Genomic DNA, 17,672 nt, shown 5'->3' with positions numbered 1-17,672 from the left:
ATGGCGCGGGCCCGGGAGCCGGTCAGTAGCGGGCCGCGATCGGCAGCTCTTCGGCCGGGAAAAGGCTGATCACGGTGCAGCCCTTGTCGGTCACCACGACCTCCTCCTCGATCCGTGCCGCCGAATAGCCGTCAGAGGCCGGGCAATAGGTTTCGAGTGCGAAGACCATGCCGGTCTGGATCTCCATCGGATTGTCGAGCGACACCGCCCGGCTGATGATCGGCCGTTCGTGCAGCGCGAGACCCAGCCCGTGGCCGAATTGCAGACCGAAGGCCGACAGCTCGTCGGGGAAGCCGAATTCCTCGCATTTCGGGAAAGCCTTCGCGACGACATCGGTGGTGACGCCCGGCTTGATCAGGGCGATCGCGTTGTCGAGCCATTCGCGGCACCGGATGTAGGCGTCGTTCTGCGAGGGCGTCGCGCGACCGATGTTGAAGGTCCGGTAATAGCAGGTGCGGTAACCCTGATAGCTTTGCAGGATGTCGAAGAAGGCCTGATCACCGGGCCGGAACAGGCGGTCGGTGAAGTTATGCGGGTGCGGGTTGCAGCGCTCGCCCGAGATCGCGTTGATCGCTTCCACGTCGTCCGAGCCCATCTCGTAGAGGAGCTTGTTCGACATCGCGACGATATCGTTCTCGCGCACGCCCGGTTTCAGCTCCTCGTGGATCATGTGGTAGACGCCATCGACCATCGAAGCCGCCTGGTTGAGCAGCTGGATCTCATCGATATTCTTGATCTCGCGGGCCGAGAGCATGACCTGCTGGCCGTCCACGACGTTCAGCCCGGCTTCCTTCAGCGCGAAGAACATCGCCGTCTCGGCATAGTCCACGCCCACCGGCATGTCGGCCATGCCCGCCTTCTTGATCAGCGAGGCGATCTCCTCGGCATATTTCTTCATCAGCCCGAAGGAGGGCGGGATCGTTCCGCGCATGCCGACGACGCCCGCCAGCATCCGCTCGGGGTCGAGCCAGTCGCAATATTCGCGGTGGTGCACGGCGGCGGAGCCGAAGTCCCAGACATAGGGTTCTTCATCGCCTGCGAGCAGGCAGAACCGGCACATCTTGTCGCGTTCCCACTCGCCGATCTTGGTGCCGGAGATGTAGCGGATGTTGTTCACATCAAACAGCAGCAGCGAGCCGCAGCCCGATTTCTTCAGCGCATCCTTGGCGCGGCTGAGGCGGTAGCGGCGCAGACGGTCGTGATCGACGCGGCGCTCGAAATCCACCGAGGTGTGACCCCAGGCGGGGATGTGCTTTTCCCAGCGCCAGTTCGGGTCGATGTCCCCGGGTTGCAGAATGCGCGGGTTGAGGGCGGTCGTGGTCATGATATGTCTCCCGGCGCGGCCGTTCCGGCGCGCCTGTTCGGTTGCGATTGTCTAAGAGTTCCGGGGTGTTGGCCCGGTTCAGGCGCGGATCACTGGATGACCCAGCCGCCGTCGATATGGATCATCTGGCCTGTCATGTAGTCGCTCTCCGGGCTGACGAGGAACGCCGCCGTTCCCTTCACGTCATCCGGGTAGGAGACCTTCTTGAGCGCGAGGATTTCGGCCAGATCGTCGAAGGCCTGACCTTCACGCTCCTTGAAGCCGATATCCACGAGATCCTTGTCGAGCTGCTCCCAGAGCGGCGTCTTCACCACGCCGGGCGCGTAGCCGTTCACGGTGATGCCATGCTCTGCCAGCGCGATCGCCCCGCAATGGGTCAGCGCGAGGCAGCCGTATTTCGAGGTGCAGTAGACCGTCACGTCGACCAGCGGCTTGCGCGAGGCGACGGAGCCCACGTTGATCAGCTTGTAGGGATAGTCCTGCTTGCCCTGCGCGATCATCTGCCGTGCGGTCTCCTGCATGCCGAGCCACATGCCCTTGGTGTTGACCGTCATGATGTGATCCCAGTTGTCTTCATCGATATCCATGAAGAACCGGGGCTTGTTCAGGCCCGCATTGAACAGGCCGACATTGATCATGCCGAAGGCGTCGACGGTGGCTGCGACCGCATCGGCATTGTCCTTGCGCTTGGTGACGTCCATGCGCACCGCGATCGCCTTGCCGTTGCCGCCCTTGTTGATACGGTCGGCGGTCTCCTGGGCTGCGTCGAGATCGATATCACCCAGGCAGACATTCGCGCCCTGCTGCGCGAAATACTCCGCGTTGCACGCACCCATGCCCTGGCCTGCGCCGGTGATCAGGATGTTCTTTCCCTTCAGTCGATCGGGGTCCATGTCTTTCCTCCCTAACTTGAACCTGTCCTCAGCACCCGGTCGGCCCGGATCTGGACCTTGCCGAGTGCCTCGCGCGGGGTGGTGACCCCGCGCAGCATGTCGTGAATTTCCTGCCCGCAGATCTCGATCAGCTCGCAGATGGTCGGCAGCGGCGGGCGCGGCCAGAATTGCAGCTCGTCGCGCCAGGACATCGCGTCCACCGCCTCGAAGATCGGCGAGAGATGCTGCACCTGCGGATCGGCGCCGACCGAGTAGCGCGGCACCGTGCGGCTGCCGTTGAGCACGTACAGTTTCTGCGCCGCGGGCGAGGTGAAGGCGATCAGCGCCTCTGCCGCGGCGGCGCGCCGCTCCTCGGGTAGATTGGCCGGGATCGCGAGCACGTATCCGCCCACAGGCGCCACCGGCTTCGCGCCAAGCCCTGTCGGATGCGGAAGATAGCCGGTCGTGTCATGCGCGGGCGAATTCGCGTCGAGTTCGAAATACGGCGCGAGCAGCGTATAGCCATAGGCCATCGCGACCTTGCCCGCCGCGTAGGGGCGCACGCGCTCGTACCAGGACATCGACAGGATGTCGGGCGGCGAGACGCTCATCAGTTGCAGCAGGTACTCTGCAGCCGCCTCGGTCGCGGGGGTGTCGAACTGCGCAACGAAATCGTCCCGATCGAGATGATCGGCGTCGAACCCGCCCGCGATCGGGTCGAGATTGACGACCGGCTGGCCGAAATCGGCCATCGCCATGATGAAGGTGTGCCCCAGCGCGGTGCCGCGCGCGGCGTTCCACGCGATGCCGTAGCGGCCATGCGTGGGGTCGTGGAAATGCCGCGCGGCCTTGAGCACGAGATCGGTCGTGGACGGTGGCTTCAGCCCGGCTTCGGCGAACAGATCCTTGCGATAGAACAGCAGCTCCGGCGTGGTCTGGCTGGGCACGCCATAGGGGCGGCCCTCCCAATGCGCGCCACGCCAGCCCGCGGTATGGAAATCGCTCGGATCGAGGCGCGAGATATCCATCACCTCGTCGAGCGGCATCAACAGCCCTTTCTTCGCGAATTCCCCGATCCACGGCAGGTCGACGGCGATGATGTCGTAATGGCTGGTCTTGCGGGTGGCATTGCGCAGCGTCTCTTCGTGCAGCCGGTCGATCGAGAAAGCCCGCTGCGAGATCGATGTACCCACGATATGTTCAAACTGGCGCTTGAGGTTCTCCATCACCATGAAGGTCGGATCGCCATGGACCAGAACGCGCAGGCCGCCCGGCACGGTGATCGGTTCGGGCAGCACCGAGGGCGGAGCAATCGAATGACCGGCGAGGTAGGTGCCGCCGAAGTAATAGTCGCGCTCGCCCCCATCGGAGTCGGCGAGGTGCTTGCGGGCCAGACGCGCGACGCGATCGGAAAGCTGTCCCCAGTTCGTCAGCAGCTGCGTGCTGGCATGAAGCGAAACGGTCTTGCCAGAGCGAGTGCGCGGGCGTTGCTCGATCATCCCGGCATCGATCATGTCCGAGAGTTTGCGCATCGCCGTCGCGTAGGGCACGCCCGAAGCCGCGACGAGCGAGGAGGGCGTGACGATCTTGCCCTCCAGATGGCAGCGCACCAGATGGGCGGCCATCGCGAGATACGGGTTCGGGGTGGAGAGCGCGAGCGTGGAATCGATCTCGTCGGCAAGAGACTCGAGCAGGTCGATCATCGACAGAGCGGTGTCCCGATCCTGAACGACGGACGCGGACGGCGCCGGGGCGCCGGTATGTCCATGTTGGATATTTTGCGGATCGAGTTTGGTCACGCGTCTGTGTCCGAGCTGTGGTTTTGGTTGCTTCGCCATGAAGTCCTCCGAAAGATGTCCAGATCGAGGATCGTTCACCTTAGCAAAAATATCCATTATGGATGTAACGATGTTCAAAATGGATAAGTTGGCGGGCGAAAGCCGGGGCCGCTGTCGGAATGATCAGGATGTGCCGCCGGAGGATTCGGGCTGCATGGCAGACACTCAGGAGGGGGTGGGTGCCACGGCTGACCAACGGCCGGACTGAAACATCATGGGAGGATAATGATGAAAAGATCGATGAAGGCGCTCGTCGCCGGAACTACCGCAGTCGCAACGCTCGCGCTTGCCGGCGGTGCATGGGCCGAACAGATGAAGATCGGCATTACGCAGAACAACGTCGGGGTGGACAGCTACCAGACCACCTATGAGAAAGCCTTCAAGGAGGCGGCGGCGGCCAATCCCGACGTCGATGCGGTCGTGCTCGATGCGGGCGGCGACGTGGCGCGCCAGATCGCGCAGATCCAGGATCTCGTGCAGCAGAAAGTGCAGGCGATCATCGTCTGGCCGACCAACGGCAAGGCCGTGGTCCCTGCGGTCAAGAAGGCGCATGACGCGGGCATCCCGGTCATCATCACCAACTCCAACATCGCCGAGCAGGGCATGCCCTTCATCGCCGCCTTCTCGGGCCCGAACAATATCGAGCAGGGCAAGGAAGCCGCGGACATGATGTGCACCGGGCTCAACGGCAAGGGTGACATCGTGCAGATCTCGGGCAAGCCCGGCTACACCACCGCGATCGAACGCCAGAAGGGCTTCGAGGACGAGCTGGCCAAAGCCTGCCCCGACGTGAAGATCATGGACACTCAGCCTGGCGACTGGAACCGCGAGAAGTCGCAGCGCGTCATGGAAGATTTCCTCGTGAAATATCCGAAGATCGACGGCGTCTATGCGGCCGATGACAACATGGGCGTCGGTGCGCTCAACGCCGCCAAGGCTGCGGGTCGTGCCAAGGACATCAAGTTCGTCGGCGCCACCAACTTCGCGGTCGGCTACGAGGCGATGAAGAAGGGCGAGTATTACGGCTCGGTTTACCAGTCGCCGATCGACGATGCGAAGAACGCGCTTCAGACCGCGATCGACGTGATCCAGGGCAAGGACGTTCCGAAGATGAACTACTTCAAGACGCCCCAGATCACCCAGGAGAATATGGACCAGTTCAAGAAGCCTGCCTTCTGATCTCTCCTCCCCAGGGCATGGGTCAAGCTCACGGGGCGACCCATGCCCACCTTATTGCAGGAAAAACGGAGAATTCGATGGGACGCGTAACTGGACGGGTCTGTCTCGTGACGGGTGCTGCGCGCGGTATTGGACGCGCGATTGCCGAGGCTTTGCTGGATGAGGGTGCGGATGTCTGTTTCGCCGATCTCAACGGTGAGCGGGTCGCCGAACTTGCGACGGAGAATGCGGCGCGCGCGGAAGCTGCGGGTGGCCGGGTGATGTCGGCGCAGGTGAACGTGACCAAGCGTGACGAAGTGCGCGCGATGATGCAGAAGGTCGCTGCGGAATTCGGCCGGGTCGACGTGGTGTTCAACAATGCGGGCGTCAATCGCCCGATGAACTTCCTCGACGTGACCGAAGATAATTGGCATTTCATCATGGATATCAACGGGCTAGGCACTCTGATCGGGATGCAGGAAGCAGCCCATCAGATGATCGCGCAGGGCGGTGGTGGCAAGATCATCAACACCGCTTCGATCGCGAGCCGTCAGGGCTTTGACAACGTGGCGCCCTATTGCGCCTCGAAATGGGCGGTGGTTTCGCTGACGCAATCAGGCGCGCGCGATCTTGCGAAGCACGATATCACCGTGACAGGTTTCGCGCCGGGCGTGGTGGCGACGGAGATGTGGGAAGAGGTCGATCGCGACCTGATGGAGATCGGCGCGGCGCAGGCGCCCGGGCAGGCGATGGAGGAGTTCGCCTCGGGCATCCTGCGCGGACGGGTCGCACGACCTGCCGATATCACGGGAACCACGACGTTCCTCGCCTCGCCCGACAGTGACTACATGACGGGACAGATCGTGATGATCGACGGCGGTATGACACTGGTCTGACCCGCCGTCAGCGGCAGCGAGGAGGCTGCCCGACGGGAGGAGAAAATGGCGAATTCGCATGTGGAGAAGCCGGCTGCCGCAAGCAGCCCGCACACGGCGCGCGTGGCGCGTGACAGCAGGGGGAGTGGAATGAACCGAGACAGGTGGAAAACGATCGCCGGCGTGCTGGCGCGGCAGGGCATCCTGGTGGCCTTCGCTCTGTTCCTGATCGGATTCTCGATCTTTTCGGATCGGTTCCTGTCGCCGGAGAACCTCTTCTCGGTGATACGCTCCTCGGCGATCATCGGGGTCATGGCGCTAGGCGTGACGGTGGTGGTGATCGGCGGCAATCTCGATCTGTCGGTGGGCTCGATGCTGTCCTTCTCGACCGTCCTGGTGGTCGATCTGCATGACAAGATCGGCCCGGCACCGGCGATTGGTGTGATGCTGGTCGCCACTCTGGCGCTCGGCGCGGTGAACGGTTTGCTCGTCGGCGTCGCGCGGCTGAATTCGCTGATCGTGACCCTCGGTATGCTCTCGGCGATACAGGGCCTCACGCTGATTTATTCGGGCGGCAAGAACGTCGATATCGTCAATCAGGATCAGACCTGGTTCAAGATTTTCGGGCGCGGCTCGATCTTCGATATCCCGACGCCCATCGTGATCTTCGGGATCTGCGCGATCGTGCTGCACCTGACGATGGCCTACACCCCCTTCGGACGGCGCATCTACGCCACCGGCGGCAACGCCACGGCGGCGGTGTTCTCGGGCGTGCGGCGCTCGCGCGTGGTGTTCCTGACCTACCTGATCTCGGCCACCGGCGTCGCCATCGCCGCGATCATCCTCGGCAGCCGGGTGATGGGCTCGCAGAACAACGTGGGCCAAGGCTACGAGCTGCAGGTGCTGGCGGGCGTGATCCTCGGCGGAACGTCGCTGCTGGGCGGCTCGGGCACGATCTGGAAGACGGTGATCGGCGTGCTGATCCTCGGCTTCATCCAGAACGGCCTGCTGCTGATGGGCTTCGAATATTACGTGCAGTGGCTGGTGACGTGGGTGGTGATCATCCTCGCGGTCTGGCTCGACATCGCGGCCAAGCGTGGCCGGCTGCTTTCCCCGATCGCCTGAGGAGGAGACAATGGCGGATACCGTTATCAAATCGCCCGTGCGTTGGCTCGCAGCCAACCCGATATGGGGCTTCATCGTTCTGATATTCGTGTTCTTCAGCTTCGCGAACCCGTATTTCTTCGCGGTGCAGAACTTCCAGAACATCCTCGTGCAGACCTCGACCATCGGCCTGATCGCGCTCGGCATGACGCTGGTGATGATCAACGGCAATATCGACCTGAGCGTCGGTGCGGTCGTCGCCCTCGCGGCAAGCCTCTGCGTCGACATTCAGGGCTGGGATATGTTCTCGGCCTGGGGCAACTGGGCGCTCCTGCCCGCCGTAGTCGCGGCGCTGGTAGCGGGCACCGCCCTTGGCGCGCTCAACGGGTTCATCGTCTGGAAAACGGGGGTCGATGCCTTCATCGTGACGCTGGGCGCGATGCTTGGCGTGCGCGGGCTCGTCTTCGTCTACACCAAGGAACAGTCCTTCTTCGCGATGAACTTCTCCTTCTCGGATTTCGGGTCGAGCAATCTCGGACCGTTGCCGACGCTGGCGGTGTTATTCCTCGTCTGCACGGTAGTGGTGCATCTGCTGCTTGCGCGCACCGTGCATGGCCGTAACACCTACGCGGTGGGGGGCAACCGGGCAGCAGCGGTGAATGCGGGGATCCGCGTGGGGCCGCACATGCTGATCAACTTCATGATCGTCGGCTTCTTCGCGGCGCTTGCAGGGGTCACGCTGTCCTCGCAGATGGGCGCGGCGACGCCGAACCTCGGCACGAATTACGAACTGTGGGTCATCACCTCGGTCGTGCTTGGCGGCACCAAGCTGAACGGCGGTGCGGGCAATATCATCGGCACGCTGGGCGGCGTGCTCGCCATCGGCATCCTGCGCAACGGGATGAACCTGATGCAGGTGCCCGCTTTCTACGTGCTGGTGATCCTCGGGACGATCCTGATCGCCGTGCTGCTGCTCGACAAGCAGCTCAACCGCAAGGGCAAAGAGGAGCTTCGGGTATGAGCGACGCTGCTGAAACCAAGACCCCCGCGCTGCAACTCAAGGGGATCGTCAAGACCTTTCCCGGTGTGCGCGCACTGGACGACGTGACATTCGACGTCCGCGCAGGCGAGGTCCACGCGCTGCTTGGCGAAAACGGTGCGGGCAAATCCACCCTGATGAAGGTGCTCGCCGGGATGTATCAACCCGACGAGGGCACGATCGAGATCGAGGGCAAACCAGTCACGATGCGCACGCCCCTCGAGGCAAAACGGCGCGGCGTGGTGCTGATCCACCAGGAGCTGTCGCTGGCCGAGGAGATGACGGTCGCCGAGAACATCTACCTTGGCGAGCTGCCGCGCCGGAGCCTTGGCCGGGTCGACTGGAAGACGCTCTTCGCCAAGTCGGAGGAAATCCTCAAACGCCTCAATTGCGGCTTCGGCCCGAAGGACCGGGTGGGCGCACTCTCCATCGCCAACCAGCAGATGGTGGAGATCGCCCGCGCGCTGACGGTAGATGCGAAGGTCGTGATTTTCGACGAACCGACCGCCTCGCTGACCGATGCCGAGAAGGTGGTGCTGTTCGAGATCATCAACGACCTGAAGGCGCGCGGCGTTGGCATCGTCTACATTTCGCACCGAATGGACGAGATATTCACGCTGGCCGACCGGATCTCGGTGCTGCGCGATGGCGGCTATCGCGGGACGCTGGTCGCCGGCGACACCACCGAGGACGAGGTGATCCAGCTGATGATCGGGCGCTCGCTCGACCTGTCGCGCCGCCAGCATGCCGAGGTGAAGACCGGTGACGTCGCCCTGAAGGTGGAGGGGCTGAGCTGCGGCAAGCTGTTCCAGGATGTCAGCTTCGAGCTGCGCGAGGGCGAGGTGCTGGGCTTCTACGGTCTTGTGGGCGCGGGGCGCACCGAGATCGCCGAGACGCTGTTCGGCCTGCGCCGTCCCACCGCCGGCACGATCGAAATCGACGGCAAGGAGACCTCGATCCACTCGCCCGCCGACGCGATCGCGAAAGGCATCTCGCTGGTGCCCGAAAGCCGCAAGGAACAAGGGCTGGTGCTTGGCATGAACTGCCGCGACAACATCACCCTGCCGCAGGTGGGCGATCTGACCTCGGGGCCGTTCGTGTCGGACGGGGCCGAGATCGCGATCTTCGACCAGTATCGCGATACGCTGAAGATCAAGACTCCCAGCTGGCGGCAGGCGGTCGGCAATCTCTCGGGCGGCAACCAGCAGAAGATCGTGATCGGCAAATGGCTCGCGATGCATCCGCGCATCCTGATCGTGGACGAGCCAACGCGCGGCATCGACGTGGGCTCGAAATCCGAGATCCACGACCTGATCCGCGAGCTTGCCCGCTCGGGCTACGCGGTGATCGTGATTTCTTCGGAGATGCCCGAAGTGCTTCATGTCTCGGACCGCATCCTCGCGATGTATCATGGACGCGTGATGCGCCGCTTCACCGCCGAGGAAGTGACCGAGGACAACCTCGTCGCCGCGATTTCCGGGATCGAGCAAGAACAGGTCGCGTGATGCGGATCGGGTTTGCGGGGCTCGGGCGGATGGGTGCGCCGATGGCGCGCAACCTGATCGCGGCCGGGCACGAGGTGACGGTCTGGAACCGCTCTCCGGACCGCGCTGAGACCTTCGCCGCCGAGACCGGAGCAGGGGTGGCCGCCACCCCGCGCGCCCTGGCCGAGGGGGCGGAACTGGTGGTGACGATGCTCTCCGACGACGCGGCGTCCTCCGCCGTGCATCTGGGAGAGGACGGTCTCTTCGCCGCGTCCGGTCCGCTGACGGTGCTTGAGATGGGCACGATGAGCCCCGAACATATCGCTGATCTCGCGGGCGAGGCCCCCGCAGACTGGCAGGTGATCGACGCGCCGGTCTCGGGTTCCACAGCCGCGGCCGAGGCGGCGAGCCTGATGATCATGGCGGGCTGCACCGAGGATCAGGCGGCGCCGCTGCGCCGCGCGCTCGACGCGATGGGCAAGACGGTGATCTGTCTGGGCAATGTGGGCGACGGCGCGGTGATGAAGCTCGCCGTGAACATGCTGATCCACAGCCTCAACCAGACCCTCGCCGAGGCGCTGAGCCTCACCGACGCGGCAGGCATCGACACAAGCACGGCCTTTGCCGCGATCGAGGCTTCGGCCGCCGCCGCGCCGATGCTGAGCTACCGCAAGCCGCTTTATCTGGACGAGGCGGCCCACCCGGTCAGTTTCACAGTGGCGCTGGCGCGCAAGGATATGGAGGTCACGCAGGCACTGGCCGCGCAGCTTGGCGTCGCGCTGCCGCAGGGCGAGGTTGTGCTGGAGCGGCTTCGCGCCGCCGAAGCTGCGGGCCGAGGGGCGCGCGACATGGCTTCGATGGTCGATTTCACGCGAAAGGATAAATAATGAAAGCCGTTCTCTTCGTCGGAGGCTGGGAAGGCCACGCGCCGACCGAATTCGCAGACTGGTGCCGCGACCTGCTGGAGGGCGAGGGCTTCGAGGTGGTGGTGCATGATACGCTCGCGCCCCTTGCCGAACCCGAGAAGATGGCTGATTGCGACCTGATCGTGCCGATCTGGTCGTCCGCCCGCTCCGCGCACCAGCCGGAATTCGGCAACATGACCAAGGCGGAGGAGGACGGGCTTCTCAAGCTGGTGGCAGGCGGCTGTGGGCTGGCGGGCTGGCACGGCCATATGGGCGATGCCTTCCGCGACCGCCCGACTTACCACTTCCTGATCGGCGGGCAGTTCGTCGCCCATCCACCGGGCTGGCCGGACAACCTTGTGCCGACCGACGATTACGTCGATTACGACGTCACGATCTGCCGCCCCGCAGATCCGATCGTGAAGGGCATCCGCAGCTTCCGGCTGAAATCCGAGCAGTATTATATGCTTACCGATCCGAGCAACGAGGTGCTCGCGACGACGACCTTCTCGGGCGATCACCTGTGGTGGATCGAGGGCACGGTGATTCCGGTCGTGTGGAAGCGGCGCTGGGACAAGGGGCGGATCTTCTATTGCTCGATCGGGCACACGCTCGACGATCTGAAGGTCGAGCAGGTGACCGAGATCGTCCGGCGCGGGATGCATTGGGCGGCGCGGGGGCCTGACATGTGAAAGCGAGCGACGCGACCGGACGAATGCGTCCTTCGCGATGGCCTTCTTGATGGCGCATTACCTTACGTCAGCCTTTCATAGTTTCGCCGTAATCGCGCGTTAACCAGTAGGGATCACCCTCAGACCGGATCGGTTTCGAGATGGAGGCCCGGCAATGATGCAACGTATCGCAGTGCGCAAGTCGCAGGCGCAAATCCCGACCCTCGCGAAACTTTTCGCGGCGCTCGCGCTCGGGGCGACGGGGTTCTTCGCTGCCCAACAGATCATGCCTGCGATTCCGGCTGGGGTCGATGGCGCGAAAGAGCTGGGCCTGATCATGGGCTCCTTCGGGCTTCTGGTTGGTTGGCGCGTGGTGGGCGTGTCGGAAGGACGGCGTTGGGTCGATGCAATCAATGACGGGCTGCGCGGCGGGATCTATGTCCTGATGTGGACCTTCTTCTTCCTCGGCACAATCCAGATGCTGAAGCTGGCACTGCGGATGCGCTATGACGACGTGCTCTCCGCCGTGACCGATGTCATCGGGCAGGGTGTCGCGATCGGGGTGGCCTCGCTGGGGGTGGCGCCGGTCATCACGCTCGGTCTGGGCGCGATGGGCGCGGGCCTGCTGTCGGAGTTCGCCTATCGCCGCTACGGGCGCTGAACACCGCGCGGGCCGCACCCTTGGCTTGACATCGCGCGCTTGCCTTGCAGGTTGAAGCGCATGATGCGCCAAGCTGCGGGGATGCTCATGCAACCACATTTCTTTTACGGAACGCTTTGTCATCCGCCACTGCTGGAGGCGGTGATCGGACGTGTGCCGCAGCTCGTTCCGGCACGGCTGGAAGGTTTCGCGCCGCACGAGGCCTGCCGCGAGGGGCAGGGTCTGGGCTTTCCGATCCTGATCGAAACGCCGGGGGCGGTGACGCGCGGGGTCGTGGCCGATCTGACCGAGGCCGAGGCGGAGCGCATCGCGTGGTACGAGGATGGTTACGACGCCGAAATTCGTGAGCTGGAAACCGGGGCGGGGTCGCGCGAGGCGAAGCTCTGGCTGCCGCAGGCCGATCGCTGGGAGGTCGGCGCGGAGTGGACGCTCGGCGACTGGGCGCCGAAATGGGCAGCGCTGAAGACCGAAGCCGCGCGCCTGTTCATCGCTGAAGCGCAGGCCGTCGGGCCCGACGCCGCCAATGCGCGCTATCATGCGATCCTCGTGCGCGCGGCCTCCATCCTGCGGGCGCGCGCTGCCCCGATGGCGCAGGACCTGCGCCGCGACCTGCAGGATGGCGACATCAAGATCGACGCGCAACAGACTGCCTATGCTAAGTTTTTCGCCGTCGAAGATTACAAGCTGGAACACCGGCTCTTTGCCGGAGGCATGAGCGCCAAGCTCGACCGGGCGGCCTTCGTTTCGGGCGATGCGAGCGTCGTTTTGCCTTATGATCCGGTGCGCGACCGGGTGATGCTGATCGAACAGATCCGCACCGGGCCGCTGGCCCGCGGTGAGCCGAACCCGTGGATGATCGAGGCGATCGCGGGCCGGGTCGATCCCGGCGAGACGCCCGAGGAAGCGGCGCTGCGCGAGGCGGGGGAAGAGGCGGGCATCACGATTGCGCGCCTCATCGAGGCCCCGCGCTACTATCCGTCGCCGGGAGCCAAGAGCGAATTCGTCTATTCCTATATCGGGATCGCCGATCTTCCCGACGAGGCTGCGCAGCTTGGCGGCAAGGCCGATGAGCATGAAGATATCCGCGCTCATCTGGTGCCGTTCGAGCGTCTGATGACGCTGGTGGCGACCGGCGAGGCGGGCAATGCGCCGCTTGTCGTGCTCGCACTCTGGCTCGCCGGGCAGCGCGCCGCACTGCAGCGGATGGCGGGCGTCGCGTAATCGCGGGGTTGAGGTGGCGCGCGCCGCGTCCTAAGTCTGGCTTCAACGGCCCCGTGGCGGGCAACTCGATACGGGAGGAAAGCGCGATGCGTATCTGCAGCGATCTGGCGTCGGCGGTGGGAAATACCCCGCTCATCAAGCTCAGGAAGGCATCGGAAGAGACCGGCTGCACGATCCTCGGCAAGGCGGAATTCCTCAATCCCGGCCAATCGGTGAAAGACCGCGCGGCGCTCTACATCATCCGCGACGCGATCCAGCGCGGCGAGCTCGCACCCGGTGGCACGATCGTCGAAGGCACGGCGGGCAACACCGGCATCGGCCTCGCGCTCGTGGGCGCGTCGATGGGCTTCCGCTCGGTGATCGTGATCCCCGAGACGCAGAGCCAGGAAAAGAAGGACATGCTGAGGCTGGCCGGCGCCGAGCTGGTGCAGGTCCCGGCCGCGCCCTATCGCAACCCCAACAACTACGTGCGCTATTCCGAGCGGCTTGCGAAGGAACTGGCCAAGACCGATCCGCATGGCGCGATCTGGGCCAACCAGTTCGACAATACCGCGAACCGGCAGGCTCATATCGAAACGACCGGCCCCGAAATCTGGGATCAGACCGGCGGCAAGGTCGACGGCTTCATCTGCGCGGTGGGCTCGGGCGGCACGCTCGCGGGCACCGGCATGGCGCTGCAGCCCAAGGGCGTGAAGATCGGCCTCGCCGATCCCGATGGCGCGGCGCTGCACAGCTATTACACGACCGGCGAGTTCAAATCCGAGGGCTCGTCGATCACCGAAGGCATCGGGCAGGGGCGGATCACCGCCAATCTCGAGGGCTTCACCCCGGATATGAGCTTCAACATCCCCGATAGCGAAGCGCTGCCGGTGGTATTCGACCTGCTGCAGGAAGAAGGCCTCTGCTTGGGCGGCTCCTCGGGCATCAATATCGCGGGCGCGATGCATATGGCGCGCGAGCTTGGCCCCGGCCATACGATCGTGACGGTGCTGTGCGACTACGGCAACCGCTACCAGTCGAAGCTCTTCAACCCCGACTTCCTCAAGGGCAAGGGTCTGCCTGTGCCGGAATGGCTCGACCGGGCCCCGCGTGAGATGCCGGAGGTGTTCGAGGGATGACGATCCTGCGTCTGGCGCGTCTGCTATTGCTGGCCGTCGCGCTGGCGCTTCCGGGGATCGTCTTTGCACAAAGCCCCGAGCCGCCGGATTACAAGGCGTGGGAAAAAACCGCGACCGAAGCCGAGCAGATGGTGCAGGCCGACAAGGCACAGCGCCAGGAATTCGACAAGATCCGGCAGGAGGTCGTCAACTGGCGCGAGAAATTCAAGGCGGCCGAGGATATCAACGCCAGCCAGATCTCGACCGTCAAGGCGCAGATCGAAGCGCTCGGACCTCCGCCGAAGGAGGGCCAGAGCGAGGACAAGGCGATCGCCGACCGGCGCAAGAAGCTCAACGACGAGTTGGCGCAGCTTCAATCGCCGGGGTTGCGCGCGACCGAGGCCGCGAGCCGCGCGGATTCCATCGTTGCCAATATCGACCAGCTTCTGCGCGCGCGGCAGACTGACAAGCTGTTGCGGCTCACACCCTCGCCGCTGAACCCGATAAACTGGCCCGAGGGGCTGAAAGTGCTGTCGGAACTGACCTCCGAGCTTGCCTCGGAGATGGGCCAGCAGCTCAATGACACCGATCCCTATGCCAGTGCGCGCAACAACGCGCCCGCGATCGTGGGCTTGCTGTTGGTGGCGCTGCTTCTGGTGGCGCGCGGCCGGACATGGATCGACAAGCTGGCCGATGTGCTCGAGGCGCGGCTGGCGCGCAATGCGCAGAGGGTGATCGATTTCATCGTCTCGCTGGGGCAGCTCCTGCTGCCGATCGCGGGGATCGTGCTGCTCGAAGCCGCGCTGGTTCAGACCGAACTCTTCGGCTCGCGATGGATGGAGCTGCTCATAGCGATCGGCGTGGTGCTGAGCGCGGCCTTCGTCGCCTTCTGGCTCTCGGGCCGCATCTTCCCGCGCAACGACCGGCAAGTCGCGCCCTTCACCCTGCAAAGCGAGCGTCGCCGCGAAGGCCGGTTGCTGACGATCTCGCTGGCGGTTTTCGCGGCGATCCAGGGCCCGTTCGGCGATTGGCTCGTCGCGCGCGGGCAGGATGTGATCGAGGGAAGCGCGAAAACGGCCGAAGAGATCGATGCGGCGGGGCATACGCTCGATGCCGGTTTCGGCGTCTTGGTCTTTCCGCTGCAGGTTCTTGCCGCGATCGCGCTCTTCCGCTTCGGGCAACTGCTGCGGCGTCACCTGCGCAACGAGACCTCCGGCTCCGAGGAGGGCGCGTTCCGCGACCGGCTCGTGGGGGCGCTCGGCAATGCGCTGATCGCGGTCGCGGTGGTCGCGCCGGTTCTGGGCGGTATCGGCTATATCAACGCCGCCAACGCGCTGATCTTCCCGACCATCCTGACGCTGGGGCTGATCGCGCTGCTCCTGGTGCTCAACCAGTTCTTTACCGATGTCTATGTGCTGGTCGCCCGGCGCGAGGACGACGGGCGCGACTCTCTCATCCCGGCGCTGATCGGGTTCCTGCTTGGCCTGCTCGCGATGCCGCCCGCAGCTCTGATCTGGGGGGCGCGCCCGGCCGATCTGGCCGAGATGTGGACGCGTTTCCAGAACGGTGTCTCGGTCAGCGGCGTCACGATCTCGCCTGGCATTTTCCTGACCTTCGCGATCGTCTTCGTGATCGGCCTGATGGTTACCCGGCTCCTGCAAGGGGCGCTGAAAACCTCGCTTCTGCCGAAGACCAAGATCGACAAGGGCGGGCAGAACGCCATCGTCTCGGGCCTTGGCTATTTCGGCATCTTCCTCGCCGCGGTGATCGCGATTTCCTCGGCCGGGATCGACCTCAGCTCGCTCGCCATCGTCGCCGGTGCGCTCTCTGTCGGTGTCGGTTTCGGTCTGCAGACCATCGTGCAGAACTTCGTCTCGGGCATCATCCTGCTGATCGAGCGTCCGATCTCCGAAGGCGACTGGATCGAGGTCAACGGCCAGATGGGAATCGTGAAGGCGATCTCCGTGCGCTCCACCCGGATCGAGACCTTCGATCGCACCGAAGTCATCGTGCCCAATGCGGACCTGATCTCGGGGCAGGTGACGAACTGGACGCGCGGCAATGTCACGGGGCGCCTGATCGTGCCGGTCGGCGTGGCTTATGGCACCGACACCCGCAAGGTCGAGACCATCCTGCACGAGGTGGCCGCGAACCAGTCGCTGGTGATGATGAACCCCGAGCCTGTCGTGATCTTCAAGGGCTTCGGCGCGGACAGCCTCGATTTCGAGGTGCGCGTGATCCTCTCGGACGTGAACTTCATCCTCCGCGTCCAGAGCGAGATGAACCACGAGATCAATCAACGCTTCGCCGAGGCCGGGATCGAGATTCCCTTCGCACAGCGCGACGTCTGGTTGCGCAATCCCGAGGTGCTGCGGCCCAATAAGGACGACGCCGAGGCGCAATCCGCCGAGGCCGAGGACAAGGGTTCGGAGGACAGTGACGACACCGCCTCCAAGCGCCCCGTCAGCCGCGCCGAGTATGGCAAGCCCCAACCCGGCGAAGGTCCGGAAGGGTTAGAACAACAGCGCCACGACAGTTCCGATGGAGAGGCCGATGCAGGAGACCGTTAAACAATCGCAGCAGCAAAGCTACCGTATCCACCCCTATGCCCGCGATCTCGAAGTTCGGGTGACCGGGCTGACCGACGAAGGCGGCATCTATTGCGCGGATTCGATCTTCTACCCGACCGGCGGCGGCCAACCGGGGGATAGCGGCAAGCTGGTCTGGGACGGCGGCGAGATCGAGATCGCGACCACCGTGAAGGCCGAACCCGGCGCGCCCGGCGCGGTGATCCTCGTGCCCGCCGAGCCGCAACCCCTGCCGCCTGTCGGTGCTCAGGTGCAGCAGCATCTCGACTGGGAACGCCGCCACCGCCACATGCGCGTCCATACCGCGCTGCATCTGCTGTCGGTCGCGATCCCGCTGCCGGTGACGGGCGGACAGATCGGGTCCGACAAGGGGCGGCTCGATTTCGATATGCCGGAGAGGCCTGAAGATCTGGAAGCGATCGAACGGCAGCTGAACGATTGGGTCGCGCAAGACCTGAAAGTGGTCGAGCATTGGATCACCGATGCTGAACTCGAGGCGCAGCCAGAGCTGGTCAAGACGCTCTCGGTCGCGCCGCCCAAGGGGCAGGGCTGGGTGCGGCTGGTCGCGATCGGCGAAGCTGCCGACCGCATCGACCTGCAGCCCTGCGGCGGCACCCATGTCGCCTCGACCGGCGAGATCGGTGGCCTCCGGCTCGGCAAGATCGAGAAGAAGGGCAAGATGAACCGCCGCGTACATCTTCATCTTGCCTGAGAACTGCGGGCCGGGCAGGGGCGCTGCCCCTCTGCCTTCGGCATCCACCCCGGGATATTTAGACAAGCCCGAACGGACATGGCTGCATCGGGCTTGCCGAAATATCCCGGGGGAGCGCTGAAA

At 64.4% G+C, this 17,672-nt stretch carries 15 protein-coding genes; 12 read left to right on the top strand and 3 right to left on the bottom strand.

Annotated elements, in window-relative coordinates; genetic code table 11:
• Positions 1–22: 22 nt before the first annotated feature.
• The 3 genes from B6V72_RS02700 to B6V72_RS02690 form a co-directional block, all read right to left on the bottom strand.
• The gene (locus tag B6V72_RS02700) at positions 23–1,324 is read right to left on the bottom strand and encodes a Xaa-Pro peptidase family protein (RefSeq protein ID WP_075776528.1); all 1,302 of its coding nucleotides are present in this window, start codon (positions 1,322–1,324) and stop codon (positions 23–25) included.
• Positions 1,325–1,413: 89 nt separating this feature from the next.
• Positions 1,414–2,217, bottom strand: a complete 804-nt coding sequence (locus B6V72_RS02695; RefSeq protein ID WP_075776527.1) for an SDR family oxidoreductase — start codon at positions 2,215–2,217, stop codon at positions 1,414–1,416.
• Positions 2,218–2,228: 11 nt separating this feature from the next.
• Positions 2,229–4,034 carry an extracellular solute-binding protein gene (locus B6V72_RS02690; RefSeq protein WP_088734536.1) on the bottom strand — a complete coding sequence of 602 codons (1,806 nt, stop codon included), beginning with the start codon at positions 4,032–4,034 and terminating at the stop codon, positions 2,229–2,231.
• Positions 4,035–4,262: 228 nt separating this feature from the next.
• On the opposite strand from B6V72_RS02690, the gene B6V72_RS02685 reads away from it, so the two are divergent.
• The 12 genes from B6V72_RS02685 (at position 4,263) to B6V72_RS02630 (ending at position 17,549) form a co-directional block, all read left to right on the top strand.
• The gene (locus B6V72_RS02685) at positions 4,263–5,213 is read left to right on the top strand and encodes a sugar ABC transporter substrate-binding protein (RefSeq protein ID WP_075776621.1); all 951 of its coding nucleotides are present in this window, start codon (positions 4,263–4,265) and stop codon (positions 5,211–5,213) included.
• A 77-nt stretch (positions 5,214–5,290) separates the two neighbouring features.
• The gene (locus B6V72_RS02680) at positions 5,291–6,088 is read left to right on the top strand and encodes an SDR family oxidoreductase (protein WP_075776525.1); all 798 of its coding nucleotides are present in this window, start codon (positions 5,291–5,293) and stop codon (positions 6,086–6,088) included.
• A 129-nt stretch (positions 6,089–6,217) separates the two neighbouring features.
• Positions 6,218–7,192, top strand: coding sequence for an ABC transporter permease (locus B6V72_RS02675; protein ID WP_075776524.1), 975 nt, complete (start codon positions 6,218–6,220; stop codon positions 7,190–7,192).
• A 10-nt stretch (positions 7,193–7,202) separates the two neighbouring features.
• A complete protein-coding gene (locus B6V72_RS02670) occupies positions 7,203–8,192 on the top strand; it encodes an ABC transporter permease (protein ID WP_075776523.1) in 990 nt (329 codons plus the stop codon).
• A complete protein-coding gene (locus B6V72_RS02665; protein ID WP_088734534.1) occupies positions 8,189–9,715 on the top strand; it encodes a sugar ABC transporter ATP-binding protein in 1,527 nt (508 codons plus the stop codon). Before B6V72_RS02670 ends, B6V72_RS02665 begins: the two co-directional genes overlap by 4 nt.
• On the top strand, positions 9,715–10,581 hold the full coding sequence (locus tag B6V72_RS02660) for an NAD(P)-dependent oxidoreductase (RefSeq protein WP_088734532.1): 867 nt from the start codon (positions 9,715–9,717) through the stop codon (positions 10,579–10,581). The genes B6V72_RS02665 and B6V72_RS02660 overlap by 1 nt, the downstream gene beginning before the upstream one ends.
• Positions 10,581–11,291, top strand: coding sequence for a ThuA domain-containing protein (locus B6V72_RS02655; RefSeq protein ID WP_088734530.1), 711 nt, complete (start codon positions 10,581–10,583; stop codon positions 11,289–11,291). Before B6V72_RS02660 ends, B6V72_RS02655 begins: the two co-directional genes overlap by 1 nt.
• 154 nt (positions 11,292–11,445) lie before the next feature.
• Complete coding sequence (locus B6V72_RS02650) at positions 11,446–11,931, top strand: TrgA family protein (RefSeq protein ID WP_075776519.1); 486 nt, start codon at positions 11,446–11,448, stop codon at positions 11,929–11,931.
• Between the two features lie 87 nt (positions 11,932–12,018).
• Complete coding sequence (locus B6V72_RS02645; protein WP_075776518.1) at positions 12,019–13,152, top strand: NUDIX domain-containing protein; 1,134 nt, start codon at positions 12,019–12,021, stop codon at positions 13,150–13,152.
• Between the two features lie 86 nt (positions 13,153–13,238).
• Positions 13,239–14,270: a cysteine synthase A gene (locus tag B6V72_RS02640; RefSeq protein ID WP_088718678.1), complete on the top strand. Its 1,032-nt coding sequence runs from the start codon at positions 13,239–13,241 to the stop codon at positions 14,268–14,270.
• Positions 14,267–16,819, top strand: coding sequence for a DUF3772 domain-containing protein (locus tag B6V72_RS02635; protein WP_088734528.1), 2,553 nt, complete (start codon positions 14,267–14,269; stop codon positions 16,817–16,819). Before B6V72_RS02640 ends, B6V72_RS02635 begins: the two co-directional genes overlap by 4 nt.
• The gene (locus B6V72_RS02630; RefSeq protein ID WP_088734526.1) at positions 16,803–17,549 is read left to right on the top strand and encodes an alanyl-tRNA editing protein; all 747 of its coding nucleotides are present in this window, start codon (positions 16,803–16,805) and stop codon (positions 17,547–17,549) included. Before B6V72_RS02635 ends, B6V72_RS02630 begins: the two co-directional genes overlap by 17 nt.
• Positions 17,550–17,672: the final 123 nt, after the last annotated feature.

This window comes from Thioclava sp. F34-6 (assembly GCF_002213235.1).
In the GTDB taxonomy this organism is placed as follows: domain Bacteria; phylum Pseudomonadota; class Alphaproteobacteria; order Rhodobacterales; family Rhodobacteraceae; genus Thioclava; species Thioclava nitratireducens.
Note: the sequence above shows the minus strand (reverse complement) of the source record. Positions and strands in the feature narration are given on the sequence as shown.